General features: G+C 68.3%; 20 protein-coding genes and 1 pseudogene. 13 read left to right on the top strand and 8 right to left on the bottom strand.

Annotation, left to right across the window (positions count from 1 at the left end; translation table 11 throughout):
• Position 1 precedes the first annotated feature (1 nt).
• The 6 genes from OG976_RS11550 to OG976_RS11525 all read right to left on the bottom strand — a co-directional run bounded on the left by OG976_RS11550 (position 2) and on the right by OG976_RS11525 (position 6,795).
• Positions 2 to 1,189 carry an NAD(P)/FAD-dependent oxidoreductase gene (locus OG976_RS11550; protein WP_328362088.1) on the bottom strand — a complete coding sequence of 396 codons (1,188 nt, stop codon included), beginning with the start codon at positions 1,187 to 1,189 and terminating at the stop codon, positions 2 to 4.
• The gene (locus OG976_RS11545; RefSeq protein ID WP_328362085.1) at positions 1,186 to 2,550 is read right to left on the bottom strand and encodes an FMN-binding glutamate synthase family protein; all 1,365 of its coding nucleotides are present in this window, start codon (positions 2,548 to 2,550) and stop codon (positions 1,186 to 1,188) included. The genes OG976_RS11550 and OG976_RS11545 overlap by 4 nt, the downstream gene beginning before the upstream one ends.
• Positions 2,550 to 3,236 (bottom strand): protein glxC, encoded by a 687-nt coding sequence (locus OG976_RS11540; RefSeq protein WP_328362082.1) that lies wholly within the window; start codon positions 3,234 to 3,236, stop codon positions 2,550 to 2,552. The genes OG976_RS11545 and OG976_RS11540 overlap by 1 nt, the downstream gene beginning before the upstream one ends.
• Entirely contained in the window at positions 3,224 to 4,120 is an 897-nt protein-coding gene (locus tag OG976_RS11535; RefSeq protein ID WP_328362080.1) for a glutamine amidotransferase, read from the bottom strand. Before OG976_RS11535 ends, OG976_RS11540 begins: the two co-directional genes overlap by 13 nt.
• Before the next feature lie 25 nt (positions 4,121 to 4,145).
• A complete protein-coding gene (gene glnT / locus OG976_RS11530) occupies positions 4,146 to 5,456 on the bottom strand; it encodes a type III glutamate--ammonia ligase (protein WP_328362078.1) in 1,311 nt (436 codons plus the stop codon).
• Between the two features lie 85 nt (positions 5,457 to 5,541).
• Positions 5,542 to 6,795, bottom strand: coding sequence for an ammonium transporter (locus tag OG976_RS11525; protein ID WP_328362076.1), 1,254 nt, complete (start codon positions 6,793 to 6,795; stop codon positions 5,542 to 5,544).
• A gap of 134 nt (positions 6,796 to 6,929) precedes the next feature.
• On the opposite strand from OG976_RS11525, the gene OG976_RS11520 reads away from it, so the two are divergent.
• Positions 6,930 to 7,370 (top strand): hypothetical protein, encoded by a 441-nt coding sequence (locus tag OG976_RS11520; RefSeq protein WP_328362073.1) that lies wholly within the window; start codon positions 6,930 to 6,932, stop codon positions 7,368 to 7,370.
• Here the strand turns inward: OG976_RS11520 and OG976_RS11515 are convergent.
• Positions 7,353 to 7,946, bottom strand: coding sequence for a nitroreductase family protein (locus OG976_RS11515; protein ID WP_328362070.1), 594 nt, complete (start codon positions 7,944 to 7,946; stop codon positions 7,353 to 7,355). The two genes, OG976_RS11520 and OG976_RS11515, sit on opposite strands and share 18 nt — an antisense overlap.
• A 93-nt stretch (positions 7,947 to 8,039) precedes the next feature.
• Here OG976_RS11515 and OG976_RS11510 point away from each other — a divergent pair, with 93 nt between their 5' ends.
• From OG976_RS11510 to OG976_RS11495, 4 genes and pseudogenes are all read left to right on the top strand, one after another.
• Positions 8,040 to 9,305: an aspartate kinase gene (locus OG976_RS11510; protein WP_328362067.1), complete on the top strand. Its 1,266-nt coding sequence runs from the start codon at positions 8,040 to 8,042 to the stop codon at positions 9,303 to 9,305.
• Positions 9,305 to 10,339 carry an aspartate-semialdehyde dehydrogenase gene (locus OG976_RS11505; protein ID WP_328362064.1) on the top strand — a complete coding sequence of 345 codons (1,035 nt, stop codon included), beginning with the start codon at positions 9,305 to 9,307 and terminating at the stop codon, positions 10,337 to 10,339. Before OG976_RS11510 ends, OG976_RS11505 begins: the two co-directional genes overlap by 1 nt.
• 62 nt (positions 10,340 to 10,401) lie before the next feature.
• A pseudogene (locus tag OG976_RS11500) lies at positions 10,402 to 11,491 on the top strand (DUF4185 domain-containing protein).
• Between the two features lie 80 nt (positions 11,492 to 11,571).
• Complete coding sequence (locus OG976_RS11495; RefSeq protein ID WP_328362062.1) at positions 11,572 to 12,363, top strand: sulfite exporter TauE/SafE family protein; 792 nt, start codon at positions 11,572 to 11,574, stop codon at positions 12,361 to 12,363.
• Positions 12,364 to 12,365: 2 nt separating this feature from the next.
• Here the strand turns inward: OG976_RS11495 and OG976_RS11490 are convergent, their stop codons facing one another.
• A complete protein-coding gene (locus OG976_RS11490) occupies positions 12,366 to 12,866 on the bottom strand; it encodes a hypothetical protein (protein WP_328362060.1) in 501 nt (166 codons plus the stop codon).
• A gap of 129 nt (positions 12,867 to 12,995) precedes the next feature.
• Between OG976_RS11490 and OG976_RS11485 the strand changes: the two genes are divergently transcribed.
• The 8 genes from OG976_RS11485 to egtE all read left to right on the top strand — a co-directional run bounded on the left by OG976_RS11485 (position 12,996) and on the right by egtE (position 21,100).
• Positions 12,996 to 13,442, top strand: a complete 447-nt coding sequence (locus tag OG976_RS11485) for a hypothetical protein (RefSeq protein WP_328362057.1) — start codon at positions 12,996 to 12,998, stop codon at positions 13,440 to 13,442.
• 87 nt (positions 13,443 to 13,529) lie between these two features.
• The gene (locus tag OG976_RS11480; RefSeq protein WP_328362054.1) at positions 13,530 to 14,981 is read left to right on the top strand and encodes a catalase; all 1,452 of its coding nucleotides are present in this window, start codon (positions 13,530 to 13,532) and stop codon (positions 14,979 to 14,981) included.
• A gap of 33 nt (positions 14,982 to 15,014) precedes the next feature.
• A complete protein-coding gene (locus OG976_RS11475; protein ID WP_328363447.1) occupies positions 15,015 to 15,668 on the top strand; it encodes a sensor domain-containing protein in 654 nt (217 codons plus the stop codon).
• Positions 15,669 to 15,758: 90 nt separating this feature from the next.
• Positions 15,759 to 17,048 carry an ergothioneine biosynthesis glutamate--cysteine ligase EgtA gene (egtA, locus tag OG976_RS11470; RefSeq protein WP_328362052.1) on the top strand — a complete coding sequence of 430 codons (1,290 nt, stop codon included), beginning with the start codon at positions 15,759 to 15,761 and terminating at the stop codon, positions 17,046 to 17,048.
• Positions 17,045 to 18,325, top strand: coding sequence for an ergothioneine biosynthesis protein EgtB (gene egtB / locus OG976_RS11465; protein ID WP_328362050.1), 1,281 nt, complete (start codon positions 17,045 to 17,047; stop codon positions 18,323 to 18,325). Before egtA ends, egtB begins: the two co-directional genes overlap by 4 nt.
• Positions 18,325 to 19,029, top strand: a complete 705-nt coding sequence (gene egtC / locus OG976_RS11460) for an ergothioneine biosynthesis protein EgtC (protein WP_328362047.1) — start codon at positions 18,325 to 18,327, stop codon at positions 19,027 to 19,029. Before egtB ends, egtC begins: the two co-directional genes overlap by 1 nt.
• Positions 19,026 to 19,991, top strand: coding sequence for an L-histidine N(alpha)-methyltransferase (gene egtD, locus OG976_RS11455; protein ID WP_328363444.1), 966 nt, complete (start codon positions 19,026 to 19,028; stop codon positions 19,989 to 19,991). The genes egtC and egtD overlap by 4 nt, the downstream gene beginning before the upstream one ends.
• The gene (egtE, locus tag OG976_RS11450; protein ID WP_328362044.1) at positions 19,988 to 21,100 is read left to right on the top strand and encodes an ergothioneine biosynthesis PLP-dependent enzyme EgtE; all 1,113 of its coding nucleotides are present in this window, start codon (positions 19,988 to 19,990) and stop codon (positions 21,098 to 21,100) included. The genes egtD and egtE overlap by 4 nt, the downstream gene beginning before the upstream one ends.
• Positions 21,101 to 21,102: the final 2 nt, after the last annotated feature.

Here is a 21,102-nt window from a genome sequence, read left to right as displayed (position 1 = left end):
TCTATCGCATCTGGCCGGCACCCACATAGGGGTACGGGCTCTTCAGCAGCTCACCCTCGGCGAAGCGGGACAGTCGGAAGTCGGATTCCGGGACCCGTGGATCACTGCTGTGCCCGTCGACCACCAGGTCGGCGACCAGCAGCCCGACCGCCGGCGCGATCTTGAAACCGTGGCCGCTGAACCCGGCCGCCACGAACAGACCGTCCGGGCCGCCCGGCGAGATCACCGGGTTCCAGTCGGGTGTGACGTCATAACAGCCGGCGTAGCTGGTGGCGATGGACGCGTCGGTGAACCCGGGGAAGCGGGTGCCCACCTTGTCGACGGTGAGGTCGACGAAGTCCTCGGTGGCCCGGTTGAGGTAGTTGTCGGGGTCCGCCGTTGCGACGTCGGACAGGTCGCTGTTGCCGAACAGGACATCCCCGCCGACCTCCGGGCGCACGTACTGCAGCGACACCAGGTCGGAGAACACCGGCACCGGTCCCAGCTCCACCCCGGGGGAGATCATGACGATCTGTTCGCGGACCACCCGGATCGGAACGTCCACGCCGTAGGGCGCCAGGAACGCACTCGTCCACACCCCGGTCGCGACGACGACGGTGCCCGCGATGATCTGACTGCCGTCGGCCAGTTGCACACCGGTGACCGTGTCGCCGTCGGTGAGCAGGCCGCTCACCGTGGCCCCCTGCCGGATCCGCACGCCGGCGGCGCGCGCCGCCACCGCGAACGCCTGGGCGGTCTGGTAGGCGTCCCCGTAGCCGCCGCGGGCTTCCCAGCCGAATGCGGCGAACGGCGACAGGTCGGCGAACGGCCACAGCCGGGCCACCTCGGCGGAGTCGATCTCCTCGGTCTGCACACCGACGGCACGTTGGGCGGCAAGGCTTTTGCGCAGTGATTCGACGTTGGGTTCGCCGACGCCGACGACGTAGCCGGTCTGCCGGAAGCCGATGTCGGTGCCGAAGATCTCCTGCGCCTTCTCGAACACCTCCAGCCCGATCGTCGCCATGGCGGCCAGCGAGCTCACCCCGTAGTGGCAGCGCACGATTCCGCTGGACTTGCCCGTCATGCCGGAGCCGACCGTGTTGCGTTCGAGCACAACCACATCGGTGATGCCGCGCTGGCTGAGCGCCCACGCGGCGGCGCACCCCTCGATACCGCCGCCCACGATGACGATGTCGGCCGTGTCGCTCACAGCCCCGCTCCGGGAATCCAGGACGTGCCCGCCAGCGGGACCCGGGCCATCGCGGCGGCCTCGATGGTGACCGCCACCAGATCCTCGGGTTCCAGATGCCGAAGGTGGGCCTTGCCGCAGGCCCGGGCAATCGTCTGGGCCTCCATCGTCAGCACACGCAGATAGTTGGCCAGCCGGCGCCCGCCCTCCACTGGATCCAGCCGCGAAGCCAGTTCGGGGTCCTGGGTGCTGATACCGGCCGGATCACGGCCGTCCTGGAAGTCGTCGTAGAAACCGGCTGCGCTGCCGAGCTTTTCGTACTCGGCCGCATACCGGGGGTGATTGTCGCCCAGCGCGATCAACGCCGCGGTGCCGATTGCGACGGCATCGGCTCCCAGGGCCATCGCCTTGGCGACGTCGGCGCCGCTGCGGATCCCGCCGGAGACGATCAGCTGGACTCCCTTCTTCCCCGTCGCTCCGCTCGCCCCGGTACGGTGCACACCGAGTTCGGTCAGCGCCTGAACCGCCTGCGGCAGCGCGGCCAGGGTGGGGATACCGACGTGCTCGATGAAGACGTCCTGAGTAGCGGCCGTGCCGCCCTGCATGCCGTCGACGACCACGACGTCGGCACCGGCGGCCACCGCCAGCTTCACGTCGTAGTAGGTGCGGGTGGCACCGACCTTGACGTAGATGGGCTTCTCCCAGTCGGTGAGCTCACGCAGCTCGTTGATCTTGATGGTCAGGTCGTCGGGTCCGGTCCAGTCCGGGTGCCGGCAGGCCGAGCGCTGGTCGATCCCCTCGGGCAGCGTGCGCATCGACGCGACCCGCTCAGAGATCTTCTGGCCCAGCAGCATTCCGCCGCCCCCGGGCTTGGCACCCTGGCCCAGCACGACCTCGATGGCGTCGGCCTTACGCAGGTCATCGGGATTCATCCCGTACCGCGACGGAAGATACTGGTAGACAAGGTACTTCGACTGACCGCGTTCCTCGGTGGTCATGCCGCCGTCGCCGGTTGTGGTCGACGTTCCGACCTCACTGGCACCGCGGCCGAGTGCCTCCTTGGCCGGGCCGGACAGCGCGCCGAAGGACATCCCGGCAATGGTGACCGGGATGTCGAGGTGCAGGGGATGTTTGGCGTGCCGGTCGCCCAGGACGACGTCGGTGTCGCAACGCTCCCGGTAGCCCTCGAGTGGATACCGGGACATCGATGCACCGAGGAACAACAGGTCGTCGAAATGGGGCAGGGGGCGTTTGGCGCCCCAGCCGCGGATGTCGTAGATGCCGGTCTCGGCCGCCCGTTGGATGGCGGCGATCGTGGCGCGGTCGAAGGTGGCGGATTCGCGCAGGCCCAGCCGGGCCCGGTCATCGTAGGTGTATGTCATCAATAAACCGATGCGTTGTCGATGTGGAAGTGGTAGAGGGTGCGGGCCGAGCCGTAGCGCGAGTATGAGGAGGTGTCGTCGTCGTCGTATCCGGCGGCCTTGAGTAAGCGGGCGAGTTCTTCGTGGTGTTCGGCGCGCATCTCCTTGGCGATGCAATCCGCTCCGAGAGAGGCGATCTCGCCGCGGACGTACAGCCGCGCTTCGTAGATCGAGTCGCCGAGAGCTTCGCCGGCGTCGCCCCGGATCACCAGCCGGCCGGCCTGGGCCATGAACGCGCTCATGTGTCCGACGTTGCCGCCGACGACGATGTCGACCCCCTTCATGGAGATGCCGCACCGTGCCGCGGCATTGCCTTCGATCACCAGCAGCCCACCGTGTGCGGTCGCCCCGGCCGATTGCGACGCGTTGCCCTTGACCCAGACGGTGCCGCTCATCATGTTCTCGGCCACTCCGGTCCCGGCGTTGCCGTTGACGATGACCTCGGCCTGCTGGTTCATTCCGGCCGCGTAGTAGCCGACATGGCCGTCAACGGTGACCCGCAACGGTGCGTCGAGGCCCACCGCGACGTTGTGGGCGCCGGCCGGGTTGGCGATGCGGAACTCGCCGGAGACGTCCGGTGCATGCAGGGCGGAGTTCACCGCGCGCAGCGGTACGGACCCCAGATCGAAGGTCGTCACCGTGTCCATGCGTAGACCACCTCCGGTTCGGGCTCCCAGATCGCCGCCTTCTCGACACCGGGCAGGCCCGCCAGCGCGCGGTACTCACTGGCCATGGCCACCCAGTCGTCGGTCTCGGCGATGACGGCGGGCTTGCAGGCGATCGCGTCGCGCACGACGGCGAACGAGTCATGGTTGGACACCAGCAGCGTGTAGAACCCGTCGAAGGTGGTGCAGAGTTCCTTCAAGGCGGTCTCGACGTCGCGGCCCGCGGCCAGCTGCTCGGCGACGAACCGGGCGCCGACCTCGGTGTCGTTCTCGCTGTCGAAGGCGACACCGCGGGCGATCAGGTCCCGGCGGATCGTGGCGTGGTTGGCGAACGAGCCGTTGTGCACCAAACACTGCCCGGGGCCCACGGCATACGGATGGGCGCCGGCCGGTATGACCGCGGATTCGGTGGCCATCCTGGTGTGCCCCACGCCCTGCCAGCCCTGAGCACCGGCCAGTGTCCAGGCGTCGGCGAGGGCTCGCGGATGCCCGACTCCCTTGAATACAGCCAGATCCCGGCCGAAACCGGCGACCAGAGCATTCGGGTAGTGCGCGGTCACGGCGGCGCGCAACGTCTCCGCTTCGACCTCTGCCGAGACCAGTAGCGTCTCGTCTACCCGGTGCGCGGACACCGCGGTGGCCAGGGCGGCCCGCAGTGCCGCGGTGACGTCTTCGGTACCGTCCTCGATATCGAGGACCGAAACCGTGCTCTGCCCCGGCGGTGACCACCGGGGGTCGCCGTAGACGGCTACCCCGGCTGAATCACTTCCGCGGCCGGACATTTCGCACAGCATCCCTGTCAGCAGCTCCCCGAGCCGGGGATAGAGCCCAGGGTTGCGAAGGTGAAGACCCACGATTCCGCACATAGCGTGTCCTTTCTCGCTCTCGCCTTTAGAAAGCGGTCAGGTACTGGTCGACTTCCCACGTGCTCACGGCACTGTGGTAGGCGAAGAACTCGTCGCGTTTGATGCCCGCGAAGTAGGCGGCCACGCCGTCACCGACGGTGTCGAGAACACCTGTGACCACCGGGTCGCCGACCAACTCGTCGACGGCATGCAGCAGCGTCGGTGGCAGCGCGGAGCGGCCGTCACCGTTGCCGATGGCACCGGGATCCAGACTGCGTTTGATGCCGTCGATACCCGCCCCCAGGGCGGCGGCGATGGCCAGGTAGGGATTGGCCGATCCGTCGCCGCCACGCAACTCGATGCGCTGGGAGTCCGGTACCCGGATGTAGTGGGTCCGGTCGTTGCCGCCGTAGGTGGGCAGCCTGGGTGCCCACGAGGCGCCCGATGCGGTCGTCATAGCACCGGTTCGCTTGTAGGAGTTCACTGTTGGGCCGACGATGGCCTGCAGCGCGCAGGCGTGGTCGAGGATGCCCCCGATGAACGCATAGGCGGTCGCCGACAGGCCGAGGCCGCGGTCGTCGCCGTCCTCGGGGAACACCGGCGTGCCGGCACTGGTCAGTGACAGGTGCAGGTGCATGCCGCTGCCGGTGCGGTCGGCGAACGGCTTGGGCATGAAGGTGGCGATCATGCCGCGCTCGGCGGCGATCATCGATAGCAGGTAGCGCAGGGTCACCACGCGATCGGCCGTGGTCAGTGCGTCGGCGAACTGGAAGTTCTGCTCGAACTGGCCGTTGCCGTCCTCGTGGTCGTTGGCGTAGTTCGACCAGCCGAGGGTGTTCATGGCCGTCGAGATCGCGGTGAGGTGGTCGTACATGCGGGTCACGCCGCGCGCGTCATAGCAGGGCTGGGCGGCGGTGTCCGCGACGTCGGCGGTCGCCAGAGCTCCGTCGGCGCCACGGGTCAGCAGGAAGTACTCGACCTCGGCTCCCACCCAGGGTTCGTACCCGGCGTCGGCGGCGCGCTGGATCAGAGACTTCAGGATGACCCGCGGGGCATACGGCCACGGGTTGCCCTCGACGTGCGGATCGCAGTGCACGATGGCCAGCCCCTCCTTGATGAAGGGGATCGGGGTGAACGAGGCGACGTCGGGGATCGCCATGATGTCCGGGTCTTTGGGCTCCTGGCCCATCGCTCCGACCGCGTATCCCGCGAATCCGACTCCCTCGGTGGCCAGCAGCTCGACTGCTTCCACCGGAACCAGCTTGGCGCAGGGCTTTCCACGCAGATCGACGAACAGCGCGAGGATGAACTTGGTTGCCGATGACTCGGCCAGCTCGGCAAGGGTGGTGGGGGACATGTTCTCCAACAACTTCGTTCGGGGTGTCAGTGGGGGAGGGACGAGCCGGGCGCGCTGGGTGAAGGTGCGCGCCCGGCTCGGGTCCTCAGGCGTACTCGAGCTCGTACGCCGGATCGCGATGCACGTGGGCGTCGATACCCTTCTCCTCGACCTCGGAGGAGATCCGGATACCCATGGTCTTCTTGATGACCCATGCGATGGCGAAAGCGATCGTGAACGAATAGACCATCACCGCGCCTGCAGCGACCGCCTGGCGCCACAGCTGGTCGAAGCCGCCGCCGTAGAACACGCCGTTGACCTTGTTCGGCATGCTGTCACTGGCCAGGAACCCGATCAGCAAGGTCCCGATGACACCACCGACGAGGTGTACGCCGACGACATCGAGGGAGTCGTCGTAGCCGAACTTCTCCTTGAGTCCCACGGCGTAGGGGCAGATCGCGCCGGCGACCAGGCCGAGGATGATCGCACCGACCGGGGTCACCGAACCACAGGCCGGGGTGATGGCGACCAAGCCGGTGATGGCACCCGCGGCGGCGCCCACACCGGTGACGTGGCCGTCCTTGATCTTCTCCACCGCCAGCCAGGCCAGGGTGGCAGCACAGGTGGCGACGAACGTGGTGACCATGACGATGGCGGCCGAGTTGCCCGCGGCCAGCGCCGAACCGCCGTTGAACGCATACCAGCCGGCCCACAGCAGCCCGGCACCGAGCAGCGTCAGCGGGACGTTGTGCGGCTTGCGCAGCTTGCCCCAGCTGGCGCCCTTGCCGAGCACGATGGCCACCGCCAGCGCGGCTGCACCGGCGTTGATGTGCACTGCGGTACCGCCCGCGAAGTCAATTGCCTTGAGGTTGTTGGCAATCCAGCCGCCGACCGAGTCGGGAGTGACGACACCGTTGAAGGCGAACACCCAGTGCGCGACGGGGAAGTAGACCAGAACCGCCCACACGGTCGCGAACACCATCCAGGCCGCGAACTTCATCCGGTCGGCGGCCGCACCGGAGATCAGCGCCACGGTGATCGCGGCGAACAGCGCCTGGAACAACGCGAACAAACTGACCGGCAGCCCGGAGATGGTGGTCTGCGGCTCCAGCAGATCCTTCATGCCGGCGAATTCGGTGACACTGCCGACGAATCCGCCGTAGGTGTTGCCGAACGTCATGGAGAAGCCGAACAGCACCCAGAGCACGCCGACGATGGCCACGGCGCCAAACGTCATCATCATCATGTTGGTCGAGCTCTTGACCGAGACCATGCCGCCGTAGAACAGCGCGAGGCCCGGGATCATCATCGTCAGCCCGATGATGCAACACAGCATGAATGCCGTGGTCCCTGTATCCATTGAATCTCCTGCGAGGTGGGCGGCCCGTGCACGTAGGGCCGTTCACTAGCAGTGAACAATGTTTCTGTTACGTAGACTTCCGCGCGGTGTTGCCGCCGGGTTAACGATTCACCCCGCGGCTACGCTCAACGGTCATGCGCCGCCCGCCCCGCTGGACCCTCACCGTCATCGTGCTCGTGATCGCGGCCGGGTTCGCCGCCTGGACGTACTTCGACAAGCCGCCGGAGAAGTGCAAGCCGGTGATCGACATGCTGAGTTTCAACAAGAGCCAGTCCGAGCTCATCCAATCCAAAGGCGGCTCCGGCGTGCCCACCGCCGCTGAGGACATCCTCTATCAGCAGTGGGCCGACGGGATGGCCGAGCGATCCCAGAAGGTCAACGACCCCGGATTGGCGGCCCAGGCCACCCAACTGGCGCAGTTGATCAACGAGTTCGTCTCGGATCTGCCCAAGGTGCGGGCCGAGAAAGACAACCGGGCCCCGGGTGCCCCGGCGCCGGTGATCGTCTTCCAGATGTCGGCGCTCAGCGATCAGATCACCGACGTGACCAACCAGCTGTCAAAGACCTGTTCCTGACCAGTTGAGCACCACATCCTCCAACTCCAGCCGCTCGCGGGGCCGGGAGTCACGGTCGAGGATCTCCGGCGCCATCGCGTCATAGTCACCGAGTGCGCCGACAGCGACCATGATCAGCGGCCGCACCCCGTCGGACAGCCCGAACACCGAGGCGGCGGCCTCCACATCGAAACCGGCCATCGGATGGGCGATCAACCCCTGGGACACCGCCTCGATCGCCAGGTTGGCCGCTGCCGCTCCGGCATCGACCGCGGAGTACAGCGCGGTGCGCTCGTCCTCGCCCTCGTCGGCGCACAGCAGGATCAGGGCACCGGCCGCCTTCGCGTAGCTGTTGCCCCGTCTCAGTAGGCCCGACAGTGCTTGACACGCCTCATCTCCCCGCCGGCCGACCACGAACCGCACCGGCTGGCGATTTCCCCAGGTCGCAGCCCACCGGGCAGCCTCCAGCAGGGCGGTCAGCTGCTCGTCGGTGACGACGGCGTCGGGGTCGAAGGCCCGGGGACTCCACCGGGCTGCGATCGGCGGGTGCACCGGCACCCGGGTGTGAGCGTGGCGGTCGGAGGGTTGATCGGGCACCGCTGGGACGTTACCGCCGATCTCGGCGGGAAAAGCAGGTGTGCGTACCCCTTATCCTTATGGGCGAACCCACGCTTTCAGAAAGGGCAGACAGTGGCGCTCGTCGTGCAGAAGTACGGCGGATCCTCGGTGGCCTCCGCCGAGCGGATTCGTCGGGTGGCCGAGCGCATCGTCGAGACGAAGAAGCAGGGCAACGACGTCGTCGTCGTGGTTTCCGCGATGGGCGACACCACCGACGAACTGCTCGATCTGGCTCGCCAGGTCTGCCCGGCGCCGCCACCGCGCGAGCTGGACATGCTGCTCACCGCCGGCGAGCGGATCTCGAATGCCCTGGTCGCCATGGCCATCGAGTCACTCGGTGCGCACGCCCGCTCCTTCACCGGATCGCAGGCCGGCGTGATCACCACCGGCACCCATGGCAACGCCAAGATCATCGACGTCACCCCGGGCCGGCTGCGCGCCGCGCTCGACGAAGGGCAGATCGTCCTCGTCGCGGGCTTCCAGGGCGTCAGCCAGGACAGCAAGGACGTCACCACGCTGGGCCGGGGCGGGTCGGATACCACCGCGGTCGCCCTGGCCGCCGCACTGCACGCCGATGTCTGCGAGATCTACACCGATGTCGACGGCATCTTCACCGCCGACCCCCGCATCGTGCCCAACGCCCGCCGGCTGGACACCGTCAGCTTCGAGGAAATGCTCGAGATGGCGGCATGCGGCGCCAAGGTGCTCATGCTGCGGTGCGTGGAATACGCCCGCCGCTACCACGTTCCGATTCATGTCCGGTCGTCGTACTCCGACAAGCCCGGCACGATCGTCACCGGATCTATCGAGGACATCCCCATGGAAGACGCCATCCTGACCGGAGTAGCCCACGATCGCAGTGAGGCCAAGGTCACCGTCGTCGGCCTGCCCGACGTGCCCGGCTACGCAGCCCGGGTGTTCCGCGCCGTCGCCGACGCCGACGTCAACATCGACATGGTGTTGCAGAACATCTCCAAGGTCGAGGACGGCAAGACCGACATCACCTTCACCTGCTCGCGCGACGTCGGGCCGACGGCGGTGGAGAAGCTCGCCTCGCTGCAGAGCGAGATCGGCTTCACCAAGGTGCTCTACGACGACCACATCGGCAAGGTGTCGCTGGTCGGCGCGGGTATGCGCAGCCACCCCGGCGTCACCGCCACGTTCTGTGAGGCACTGGCCGAAGTCGGCGTCAACATCGAGCTGATCTCCACCTCCGAGATCCGAATCTCGGTGCTGGTCAAGGATTCCGAACTAGACAAGGCCGTCGCGGCACTGCATGAGGCGTTCGGACTCGGCGGCGCGGAAGAAGCCGTCGTCTACGGCGGGACGGGGCGGTAATGGTGAATCTCGGAGTTGTCGGAGCGACCGGCCAGGTCGGTCAGGTCATGCGCGCTCTGCTCGAGGAACGCGACTTCCCGGTGACCAGCGTGCGGTTCTTCGCCTCGTCGCGCTCGGCGGGCAAGAAGCTGCCGTTCCGCGGCCAGGAGATCGAGGTCGAGGACGCCGAGACCGCTGACCCCAGTGGCCTTGACATCGCGCTGTTTTCGGCTGGCGCGACGATGTCGCGGGTGCAGGCGCCGCGGTTCGCCGCCGCCGGTGTGGTCGTGATCGACAACTCCTCGGCGTGGCGCAAGGACCCGGACGTTCCGTTGGTGGTCTCCGAGGTCAACTTCGACAGGGATGCGGCTAATCGGCCCAAGGGCATCATCGCCAACCCGAACTGCACCACCATGGCCGCGATGCCGGTGCTCAAGGTGCTGCACGACGAAGCCCAACTGGTCCGCATGATCGCCGCGACGTACCAGGCGGTTTCGGGCAGTGGGCTGGCCGGGGTGGAAGAGCTTGCCTCGCAGGCCCGTGCGGTCATCGACGGCGTCGAGGAGTTGGTGCACGATGGCTCCGCGCTGGATTTCCCGCCGCCGAGCAAGTACGTCGCCCCGATCGCCTTCAACGTGGTTCCGTTGGCCGGTGCGCTGGTCGACGACGGCTCGGGTGAGACCGACGAGGATCAGAAGCTGCGCAACGAGAGCCGCAAGATCCTCGGCATCCCCGACCTTGCCGTCAGCGGCACGTGTGTGCGGGTTCCGGTGTTCACCGGTCACTCGCTGTCGATCAACGCCGAGTTCGCCCAACCGATCTCACCGGAGCGCGCCGCCGAGCTGCTGGCCGACGCGCCGGGTGTGACGCTGGTCGACGTGCCGACGCCGCTGGCCGCCGCGGGAGTGGACGACACCCTGGTGGGCCGGATCCGCCGCGATCCCGGTGTTGCCGACGGTCGTGGCCTCGCGCTGTTCCTCTCCGGGGACAACCTGCGAAAAGGTGCGGCGCTCAACACCATCCAGATCGCCGAGCTGCTGGCCGCACAGCTTTGACCCCCGCACGCCGAAACGGGAGTTTGGGCGTGAAACTGCGAGTGGCATGCGCCATTTCGTCGATCTCGATACTGGTTCCATCTGCCGTCGCGGCCGCCGATCCGCCGAGCCCGGTGCCGGGTCCGGTGCTGCCGCCGCTGGGGCTGGGTCAGGTGGTGCTCATCGGTCCGACCGCGGGTACCGGTACACCGACGCGCGACTACGGTATCGGCGCCACCGATCTGTGCGAATTCATGGAATTCCCAACCGAATTGCTGCAGATCTGCGGTGACAGCTTCGCCGGTCAGGGAGTCGGCTTCGGCGGCTGGTTCTCGCCGGTGGCGCTGCGGGTGGCCGGTGACTCCGTCGACGACCCGGACGGCGTGCGCTACACCGGTGTCACCGGGGTGGACACGCCACTGCTGGCCGATGCCGCCGCGCCGGGATCCTCACAACTGCCCGCGGGCGTCGTCTCGATCAACCGGCAGAACTATCTTTTGGTGACCACCACCAAGAACCTGGTGCCGCAAACCTCTCGCCTGGTGAAAGCCGAAGCGGGCCGGGCAGGGTGGCAGACGGTGCCGGGATCGGTACGCAAGGCGGATTACGCCGACGGCCGTCAGACCCAGATCAGCGGCTACTACGACCCGATCCCCGCGCCGGACTCCCAGACCGGCTGGGTCTACATCGTCGCCAACAACTTAGCGCACCGGACCGGCGGTGCTCTATCGGGTTGTGCCGCAATCGTTCACGGACAGGAGCCGCTGGCAGGGCTGGGCGGCAGGGGCCGGCTGGAACAAGCCCCCGACACCGCTGTGGCCGGACCGGGTGGGGGAGATGAGCATCCGCCAGATCGACGGCAAGACGGTCCTGTCCTACTTCAACGCCAGCACCGGCAACATGGAGGTCCGAGTCGCCTACGACCCGACCGGGCTGGGCAGCGCACCGGTGACCACGGTGGTGCGGGCGGGGCAGTGGCCCGAGCCGGCAGACGCCCTGCCGGCATCCGGCGACAACCAGCTGGCGCAGCCCTACGGCGGCTACATCTCGCCGGGGTCCACGCTGGAGGAGGTGCGGGTGTTCGTCAGCCAGTGGAATACCGCGCCGCGCGACCGCGCGCCGTATCGGGTGCTGCAGTTCGCGGTGAACCCGGTCAAACCCTGGGACAACTGAGAACCGTCACCGACAACGCCACACCCGTGTTTGACGAGTGTGTTAATAAAGACCATGGTTTCCGGCGAGCGGTTCCGCTCGTGACCGATGCCGTGATCCTGATCCTGACGGGCGTCGTGGCGGCGTTCCTCAATACCGCGGCGTCCAGCGGATCAGCGGTGTCCATCCCGGTCATGATCATGCTCGGTGTCGAACCGGTCATCGCCAATGCCTCCAACCGGCTTTCGATCGTCATCGGATGTGCAACGGCCGCATGGGCATTCCACCGTGCCGGGCATCTGCCGTGGCGGGACGCAATCAGGTTCGCAGTCCCGGTGGCCGTGGGGGCTCTGCTGGGAGCATCCCTGGCCTCGATGTTCGACGACGTCCGCACCACGAACCTCGTGATCGTCGCGGTCGTCGTGGCGCTGCTGCTGCTGTTCGCCAACCCCGCGAAATGGCTGTCCGCCGATCGCACCGATCGACCCCCCAACCGGGGACCGCTCGTGCTGGGCCTGATGGGTTTCGTCGGGCTGTGGGCGGGGCTCATCGCCGTGGATTCCGGAACCTACGCCCTGGCCGTGCTGGTGTTGGCCGGCCGCTTTCCCATCCGCGAAGCCAACGCGATCAAGGTGACCGCGCTGGGCATCGCCGCGCTCGTATCGCTCGTCGTCTTCTCGGACAAGGGTGAGATCGACTGGCGGGTAGCAGTTCTGCTCGCGGTCGGCAGTGTCGTCGGTGCCTTCCTGGGCGCTCGTCTGGCGCTGGGGCCGCACGCTGCCAAATGGGTGTTCCGGCTTCTGGTCCTGGTTCTGGTCCTCGAGGCTGCACACCTGGCCCTGGGCGTGTGGGCGCCCGAGCTGTTGGGGCCGTGGACGCACACCTCCCGCTGAACTCAGCGGCTGTCGCGCTTGGCCTGCCGTCGCGCGCCCGCCGCTTTCGACCCGGCCTCGCGCTTCTTGCGGCCCGGGGACTTACGGGTTTCGTCCACCCGGGCCCGCCCGAGCGACTTCACCTTGCCTGCGCCCTTGGCGGGCGGCGCCGGAGCTGAGCTTTCCTGACGCGCCCGGGCCAGCCGCTCCGCTTTGAGCTCGCGGGCGCTGCGGGTGGCGGCGATACCGAGCTGCTTGCTCACCCGCCCCAGCGCGCCTTCGAAGATCTCGGCCTTCGTGCCGTTGCGCTCGTTGGCGGATCGGGCCGCGCCACGCGCGCCTTTCGACGACACCTTGGCCGCACCCTTTCGGCGGTAAAGCCCGACGTACTTGTTGCGGGCACGCCGAATCCTGCGGTGCAGTTCCAGCAGCGCGTCCTCGTCGAGGTCGGTCAGCTCGGCTGGCTCGGTCTCACGGATCAACAGGAACTCGGCCTCGGTCAGGGAGGTGAGCAGCTTGGTCATCCATGCTTCATAGCGCGTCGGGAACCGGTTGCGTGCCGGAACGGCCGCGCAGGCCTGGATCCGTCATTCACATCCTTTTCAAAGCCGCTTCCTACGGCGCACTGGGTGCGCGGCTCGCATGATCGAAGGATGACCGATACACCAGAGCGGGTCGACGAACCCGCCACCGGCCCCGTAGCCACCCTGCCCCCACCCCCGCCACCGGTCTACGTCGAGCCGGCGCGCAACGACCGGCCCAACCGGCTCTATCAGGTGGCCGCCTGGGTCGCGATCGTCGCGGGCGTCATCTTCATCGTCGGTGCGGTCTTCTTCACCGGATTCGCGCTCGGCAGGCACAGCGGATACGACGGTGGCTGGCGCCACCACGGCAACTCCGAGTTCCGCGATCGCGGCGGCCCGCCGATGTTCCCCATGCCGATGGGTCCGATGGGTCCGATGGGCCCGGGCGGCCCCGGTGGTTTCGGCGGCCCAGGCTTCGGACCCGGGCCCGGCGGCCCGGGCGGCCCCGGCTTCGGACCGATGATGCCCGGTGGCGGCGGCCCGGGAGCCACCGCGACCCCGGCACCTCGCCCCTGACCTGATACCGACGAGAGCCCAGTGCGCCGCGCTGGGCTCTCGTCGCTGTCTGGGGCAGAACCTGCCGAAGTGGGTACACCCACGGACATGACTGAGAAGTACGCAACCACCGACGCCGGCGCTCCGGTGCCCAGCTTCGAACACTCCCTGACCGTCGGGTCCGACGGCCCGATCCTGCTGCAGGACCACTACCTCATCGAGCAGATGGCCAACTTCAACCGGGAGCGCATCGCCGAGCGTCAGCCGCACGCCAAGGGCGGTGGGGCGTTCGGCCACTTCGAGGTGACCCAGGACGTCACGGCGTTCACCCGGGCCGCGGTGTTCGCCCCCGGCACCAAGACCGAGATGGTGGCCCGGTTCTCGACGGTCGCCGGCGAGCGCGGCAGCCCAGACACCTGGCGGGACCCGCGCGGCTTCTCGCTGAAGTTCTACACCTCAGAAGGCAACTTCGACATGGTGGGCAACAACACGCCGGTGTTCTTCATCCGCGACCCGATGAAGTTCCAGAACTTCATCCGATCGCAAAAGCGGTTGCAGTCCAGCAATCTTCGCGACCACCACATGCAGTGGGACTTCTGGACGCTGTCACCGGAATCCGCCCACCAGGTCACCTGGCTGATGGGGGACCGGGGAATCCCCAAGACCTGGCGGCACATGAACGGCTACTCCAGCCACACCTACAGCTGGGTCAACCGCGCCGGTGAGCTGTTCTGGGTGAAGTACCACTTCAAGAGTGACCAAGGGGTCGACCACCTCACGCAGGAGGAGGGCGACCAGATGGCCGGCACCGACGGCGACGCTCATCAGCGGGACCTGTTCGACACCATCGAAAGCGGTGATTTCCCGAGCTGGACCCTGCACGTCCAGATCATGCCGTTCGAGGATGCCAAGACCTACCGGTTCAACCCCTTCGACCTGACCAAGGTGTGGCCGCACAGCGACTACCCGCTGCACGAGGTAGGCCGGATGACGTTGAACCGCAACGTCACCGACTATCACGCGCAGATCGAGCAGGCCGCCTTCGAACCGAACAACATCGTGCCCGGGACCGGTCTGAGCCCCGACAAGATGCTGCTGGCCCGGGGATTCTCCTACAGCGACGCTCACCGGCACCGGCTCGGGGTGAACTACAAGCAGATTCCGGTGAACACGCCGAAGGTGGAGGTGCACAGCTACTCCAAGGACGGGGCGATGCGGATCGCCAACGTCACCGACCCCGTCTACGCGCCGAACTCGATGGGTGGGCCGCAGGCCGATCCGGCGCGTGCGGCCGAGGTGCACTGGGCCTCCGACGGGGACATGGTGCGAATTGCATACGCCTTGCGTCAAGAGGACGACGACTGGGGCCAGGCCGGCTCACTTGTTCGTGAGGTGCTCGACGATGCGGCCCGAGAACGTCTGGCGCACAACATCATCGGCCACGTCTGCAAGGGCGTGAAGGAGCCGGTGCTGTCGCGGGTGTTTGAGTACTGGCGCAACGTCGACCCGGATCTGGGTAAGGCCGTCGAGGAGGGTGTGCGCGCGAACCTCGGCGAGTAGGGCACGCCGACGATTGCTGGCATGATCGACTGCATGCGCCAGGAGGTCAGCCACACCGCCGCGGCGGTCGTCGCGCTGGCGGCCGCGCTCGCGCTGGCCGCACCGGCGCCGGCCCGCCCGTCAGACCCGGGAGTGGTGTCCTACGCGGTGCTCGGCAAGGGGTCGGTCGGCAATATCGTCGGCGCGCCGATGACGTGGGAGTCGGTGTTCACCGATCCGGTCCAGGCGTACTGGGTGGACCTGCCGGTCTGCAACAACTGGGCCGACATCGGCCTGCCCGAGGTGTTCTACGACCCGGATCTCGCCTCGTTCAACGGCGCGGTGACCCAGACCTCGGCCACCGACCAGAACCATCTGGTCAAGCAGGCGATCGGGGTGTTCGCCACCCCTGAGGCCGCCGGTCGCGCCTACCACCGTGTCGTCGACCGCACCGTCGGTTGCTCGGGTCAGACCACGGCCATGCACCTCGAGGACGGCACCGCCGAGGTGTGGTCGTTCAGCGGAGCGGCGCCGAGCGCCACCGACGCGGTCTGGGTCAAGCAGGAAGCCGGTGTCGATCGGCGCTGTTTCACCCAGACCAGGCTGCGGGAGAACGTGCTGCTCCAGGCCAAGGTCTGTCAGTCCGGCAACGGCGGTCCTGCGGTCAATGTGCTCGCCGGAGCGATGCAGAACACGCTGGGTCAATAGCAGTAACGGCGCCGGAGTTTGGGTACACGTCACAGACGTGTTGCTCGATCAGCGGGGAGTTTTGTCGGTGCGGGCTGGAAGATGGAGCTCATGACGTTCGTCGTCACGTCCCAACCGGGCCGAGCGCAGCGCGGGCCGGGGGTTGACGAGCGCGTTCTGGCCGATGCCAACGCGGCCGCTGCCCACATCGCCGGGGCTTGTCTGCGCGACGGCCCGATCGGACGGGTCGGCCTGGAACTCGAGGCGCACTGCTTCGACCTCGACGATCCGCACCGCCGCCCCGGCTGGGCCGAGCTGCGTGAGGTGATCGCCTCGGTGCCCCGTCTCGCCGGAGGCAGCGCCATCACCGTCGAGCCGGGTGGGGCGGTCGAACTGTCGGGGCCGCCGCTGGACGGCCCGCTCGCGGCGATCACCGCGATGACCGCCGACCGCGACGCCATTCGGTCGGTGTTCGACGACGCCGGGCTGGGCCTGGTGTTGCTGGGCGCCGACCCGTTGCGGCGCGCGCAGCGCATCAACCCCGGCGACAGGTATCAGGCGATGGAGAGCTACTTCGCCGGCAGCGGAACCGAGCGGGCGGCGGCGGCGATGATGACGTCGACGGCCTCGATGCAGATCAATCTCGAGGCCGGCCCCCAGAGCGGCTGGGCCGAGCGGGTGCGCCTGGCCCATGCGCTGGGCCCCACGATGATCGCCATCGCGGCGAACTCGCCGCTGCTGTCCGGCAAGTTCACCGGCTGGCAGTCCACCCGGCAACAGGTCTGGGGCCAGTTGGATTCCGCGCGCTGCGGGCCCATCCTCGGCGCCAGTGCCGACGATCCGTGCACCGACTGGGCCCGGTATGCGCTCAAGGCGCCGGTGATGCTGGTGCACACCCCGGACGCGGTGCCGGTGAGCACCCACGTACCGTTCGCCGACTGGGCTGACGACCTGGTCCGCCTCGGTGACCGGCAGCCCACCATCGCCGACCTCGACTACCACCTGACGACGCTGTTTCCCCCGGTGCGTCCGCGAGGCTGGCTGGAGATCCGCTACCTCGACAGCGTGCCCGACGCACTGTGGCCGGCCCTGGCGTTCCTGCTGGTGACTCTGCTCGATGACCCTCGGGCGGCGCAGGTGGCCGCCGAAGCGGTCGAACCGGTGTCGACGGCCTGGGACCTGGCGGCCCGCGTGGGTTTGGCCGACAAGCGGCTCTACGTCGCCGCGAACCAATGCGTCGCTGCGGTGGCGGATCGGGCGCCCGCGGAATTATCGGAGTCCATGCAGCGGTTGGTGCACAACGTGGAAGCCGGCCGAAGCCCCGCCGACGACGTCGCCGACCGGGTCATCGAGAGCGGAATCGTGCCTGCGGTTCGCCGGCTTGCCCGAGGCCAGCTGTGATCTCCCGCGAGGTATTGGCGCGCAACCTCGAGCGGGCGCGGCAGCGGACGCTGGTGCTCACCGACTTCGACGACGCCGAACTGCACCGCCAGTACAACCCGTTGATGAGCCCGCTGGTGTGGGACCTCGCCCACATCGGTCAGCAAGAAGAGCTGTGGCTCCTGCGTGACGGCAACCCGGACCGGCCGGGCATGCTGCCCACCAACATCGAAGGTCTCTACGACGCCTTCGTCCACACCCGGGCCAGCCGGGTCGAGCTGCCGTTGTTGTCCCCAGCCCAGTCCCGTGCCTACTGCGGCACCGTGCGCGCCGCGGTGCTCGACGCCCTCGACGCTGCGCCCGAGCACGACGGTGAACTCGCTTTCCGCTTCGGTCTGGTGATCAGTCACGAGAACCAGCACGACGAAACCATGTTGCAGGCGCTCAACCTGCGCGCGGGCGCCCCGATCCTCACCTCGCCCGCCGCCCTGCCGCCCGGCCGTCCCGGGGTGGCGGGAACATCGGTGCTCGTCGCCGGCGGTGAGTTCGTGCTCGGTGTCGACGCCGGGGACGAGCCGCTGTCCCTGGACAACGAGCGGCCCGCCCACTGGGTCGAGGTGCCGTCGTTTCGGATCGGGCGGGTGCCCGTCACCAACGGTGAGTGGCGGCAGTTCATCGACGACGGCGGCTACACCCAGCGGCAGTGGTGGTCGGCACGCGGCTGGGAGCATCGGATGCAGGCCGGCCTGAGCGCGCCGCAGTTCTGGAACCCTGACGGCAGCCGCACCCGGTTCGGCTACGTCGAGGAGATTCCCGCCGACGAACCCGTCCAGCATGTGACGTTCTTCGAAGCCGAGGCGTATGCGGCATGGGCGGGCGCACGGCTGCCCACCGAGATCGAATGGGAGAAGGCCTGCGCGTGGGACCCGTTGTCCGGCAAGCGCCGCCGCTACCCGTGGGGGGACGGCGAGCCGACCGCGCGCCTGGCCAACCTCGGCGCCGACGCACTACGCCCCGCTCCGGTCGGGGCCTACCCGCAGGGCGCCTCGGCCTACGGCGCCGAGCAGATGCTCGGTGACGTGTGGGAGTGGACCACCTCGGAGCTGCGGCCGTGGCCGGGATTCACCCCGATGATCTACCAGCGCTACTCCGAGCCCTTCTTCGGCGGGGACTACAAGGTTTTGCGCGGCGGGTCGTGGGCGGTGGCCGCCGACATCCTGCGGCCGAGTTTCCGCAACTGGGACCATCCGATCCGGCGGCAGATCTTCTCCGGTGTCCGACTGGCCTGGGACGCCTGATGTGCCGTCATCTGGGGTGGCTGGGCGAGCCGGTGTCGGTGGCCTCACTCGTGTTGGACCCGCCGTCGGGTCTACGGGTGCAGTCCTACGCCCCGCGCCGCCAGAAACACGGACTGCTCAACGCCGATGGCTGGGGCGTCGGGTTCTTCGACGGGACCGGCCCCGGCGGGCAGGTGCGACGCTGGCGCAGCGCATCACCGTTGTGGGGTGACGTGTCATTCGCCTCGGTATCGCCGGCGCTGCTCAGCGGGTGTGTGATCGCCGCGGTCCGCTCGGCCACCGTCGGGATGCCGATCGAACCCAGCGCATCGGCACCCTTCACCGACGGCCGCTGGTTGTTGTCGCACAACGGGATCGTCGACCGCGCCGTGCTGCCGGTCACCTCGGCGGCCGAGTCGACCGTCGACAGCGCCATCCTGGCCGCCCTGATCTTCGAGCGTGGACTGGACAACCTCGGCGACACCGTCGTCGAAGTCGCCGCCGCCGACCCCGGCGCACGGCTGAACATCCTGGCGGCCAACGGTTCCCGGCTGCTGGCGACAACCTGGGGGGATACGTTGTCGGTGCTCGAGCGGGCCGACGGGGTGGTGCTGGCGAGCGAACCCTATGACGACCACCCGGGCTGGCATGACGTTCCCGACCGCCACCTCGTCGAGGTCACCGAAGGCCGGGTGACGTGGACACCGCTGAAAGGATCGTCGTGACGTTCACGCTGTCCAACTTCCTGGCCGCCGACTCGGCGGCGCAGGCGCTACGCGACGACGTGCGCAGCGGGCTGCAGCAGAGCCCGAAGTCCTTGCCGCCCAAGTGGTTTTACGACGCCGTAGGTAGCGAGCTGTTCGACCAGATCACCCGGCTGCCCGAGTACTACCCGACCAGGGCGGAGGCGGCCATCCTGGGTGCCCAGTCAGCCGGCATCGCGCAGGCCAGCGGTGCCGACACTCTCGTCGAACTCGGCAGCGGCACCTCGGAGAAGACCAGGATGCTGCTGGCCGCCATGCGCGAGCACGGAGCGCTGCGCCGGTTCGTCCCGTTCGACGTCGACGCGGGCGTGCTGGAGTCCGCGGGGGAGGCGTTACAGGGCGAGTTCCCCGATCTCGAGATCGACGCCGTGTGTGGGGATTTCGAGGAACACCTGGCCAAGATCCCCGGCGGCGGGCGGCGGTTGTTCGTCTTCCTCGGATCCACCATCGGCAACCTCACGCCCGGGCCGCGCGCGGAGTTCCTGTCCTCGCTGGCCGACGTCCTGGAGCCCGGCGACTCGTTGCTGCTCGGCACCGATCTGGTCAAGGACGCCGACCGGCTGGTGCGCGCCTACGACGACAGCGCGGGCGTGACAGCGCGGTTCAACCGCAACGTGCTGGCCGTGGTGAACCGGGAGCTCAACGCAGATTTCGACGTCGAGGCGTTCGCTCACGTCGCCCGCTGGAACGCCGAGGCGGAACGCATCGAGATGTGGCTGCGCGCCGACGACGCACAACACGTTCACATCGCGGCGCTGGACCTCACCGTCGACTTCGGCAAGGGTGAGGAGATGCTCACCGAGGTGTCGTGCAAGTTCCGGCCGGACGCGGTCAGCCGGGAACTCTCCGAGGCAGGCCTGCGACGGACCCACTGGTGGACTGACCCGGCAGGTGATTTCGGCCTGTCGCTGGCGCTCAAGTGAGCACCCTGAGGGACCGCTGGCGTCAGGCCCGGCTGCCCTCGGCCGGTGTACATCTCGACAGCGCCGCCTGCTCACGCCAAACGCTGGCCGCGATCGAGGCGGCCGCGGCACACGCCCGCCACGAATCCGAGGTCGGCGGATACGTCGCCGCCGAAGCGGCAGCACCCGTGCTCGACGCCGGGCGCGCCGGTGTCGCCGCGCTGACCGGAATGTCGCCTGCTGACGTCATTTTCACGACCGGCTCGGGGAACTCGCTGGAATTGCTGCTCGGGGCGTGGCCGCTGGCCACGACGGTTGCCCACCTGCCCGGGGAGTACGGACCCAACCTCGCCCAGTTCGCGGCCCACGGTTTCACCCGCTCGATCCTGCCGGTGGACGGTGCCGGCCGGGTGGATCCCGACGCCGCCGCGGCGGCACTGCGTGCTGAGCCCCCCGCGATGGTGCACCTGACGGCGGTCGGCAGCCACCGCGGTGTGGTGCAACCGGTTTCGGCGCTGGCCGCGGTGTGCCGCGACCTCGGGGTGCCGCTGGTCGTCGACGCCGCGCAGGCGCTGGGGCAGATCGACTGCGTGGCCGACGTCGACGCCGTCTACTCGTCGTCACGCAAGTGGATCGCCGGCCCCCGGGGTATCGGGGTGCTGGCGGTCCGCCCGGCGCTGGCCGACCTGTTGCGCTGCCCGGAGTGGGCCGGCTCGCTGTCGGCCTTGCAGTGCCTGGAGTTCGGCGAGGCCAATATCGCTGCCCGAGTGGGATTTTCGGTTGCGGTGGGGGAGTACCTCGCTGCCGGACCGGAGGCGGTGCGGGCCGCGCTCGTCGCCCTGGCGGGGATGACACGGAAGGTGCTCGCCGACATCCCCGGCTGGCGCGTCGTGGAACCCGTCGACGAGCCCACCGCGATCACCACCCTGACGCCGACCTCCGGAGCGGATCCGGCGGCCGTGCGGGCGCGCCTGATCGCCGAGCACAACATCGTCACGACCGCCGCCGGCACTGAGCGGGCACCGCTGGAAATGCAGACACCGGTGCTGCGGGTGTCACCGCATGTCGACAACAGCGGCGAGGACATCGAGACCTTCGCCGCCGCGTTGACGGCGGTGACCAACGCCTGAGA

It is taken from the genome of Mycobacterium sp. NBC_00419 (assembly GCF_036023875.1).
Classification (GTDB): domain Bacteria; phylum Actinomycetota; class Actinomycetes; order Mycobacteriales; family Mycobacteriaceae; genus Mycobacterium.
The sequence above is the reverse complement of the archived record's forward strand: the minus strand, read 5'-3'. Positions and strand labels throughout refer to the sequence as shown.

Bases quoted from the DNA above. Each gene is read 5' to 3' on its own strand.
- OG976_RS11545 (WP_328362085.1), bottom strand. From the start codon at position 2,550: ATGACATACACCTACGATGACCGGGCCCGGCTGGGCCTGCGCGAATCC.
- OG976_RS11540 (WP_328362082.1), bottom strand. From the start codon at position 3,236: ATGGACACGGTGACGACCTTCGATCTGGGGTCCGTACCGCTGCGCGCG.
- OG976_RS11535 (WP_328362080.1), bottom strand. From the start codon at position 4,120: ATGTGCGGAATCGTGGGTCTTCACCTTCGCAACCCTGGGCTCTATCCC.
- glnT (WP_328362078.1), bottom strand. From the start codon at position 5,456: ATGTCCCCCACCACCCTTGCCGAGCTGGCCGAGTCATCGGCAACCAAG.
- OG976_RS11525 (WP_328362076.1), bottom strand. From the start codon at position 6,795: ATGGATACAGGGACCACGGCATTCATGCTGTGTTGCATCATCGGGCTG.
- OG976_RS11520 (WP_328362073.1), top strand. From the start codon at position 6,930: ATGCGCCGCCCGCCCCGCTGGACCCTCACCGTCATCGTGCTCGTGATC.
- OG976_RS11505 (WP_328362064.1), top strand. From the start codon at position 9,305: ATGGTGAATCTCGGAGTTGTCGGAGCGACCGGCCAGGTCGGTCAGGTC.
- OG976_RS11490 (WP_328362060.1), bottom strand. From the start codon at position 12,866: ATGACCAAGCTGCTCACCTCCCTGACCGAGGCCGAGTTCCTGTTGATC.
- OG976_RS11485 (WP_328362057.1), top strand. From the start codon at position 12,996: ATGACCGATACACCAGAGCGGGTCGACGAACCCGCCACCGGCCCCGTA.
- OG976_RS11480 (WP_328362054.1), top strand. From the start codon at position 13,530: ATGACTGAGAAGTACGCAACCACCGACGCCGGCGCTCCGGTGCCCAGC.
- OG976_RS11475 (WP_328363447.1), top strand. From the start codon at position 15,015: ATGCGCCAGGAGGTCAGCCACACCGCCGCGGCGGTCGTCGCGCTGGCG.
- egtA (WP_328362052.1), top strand. From the start codon at position 15,759: ATGACGTTCGTCGTCACGTCCCAACCGGGCCGAGCGCAGCGCGGGCCG.
- egtC (WP_328362047.1), top strand. From the start codon at position 18,325: ATGTGCCGTCATCTGGGGTGGCTGGGCGAGCCGGTGTCGGTGGCCTCA.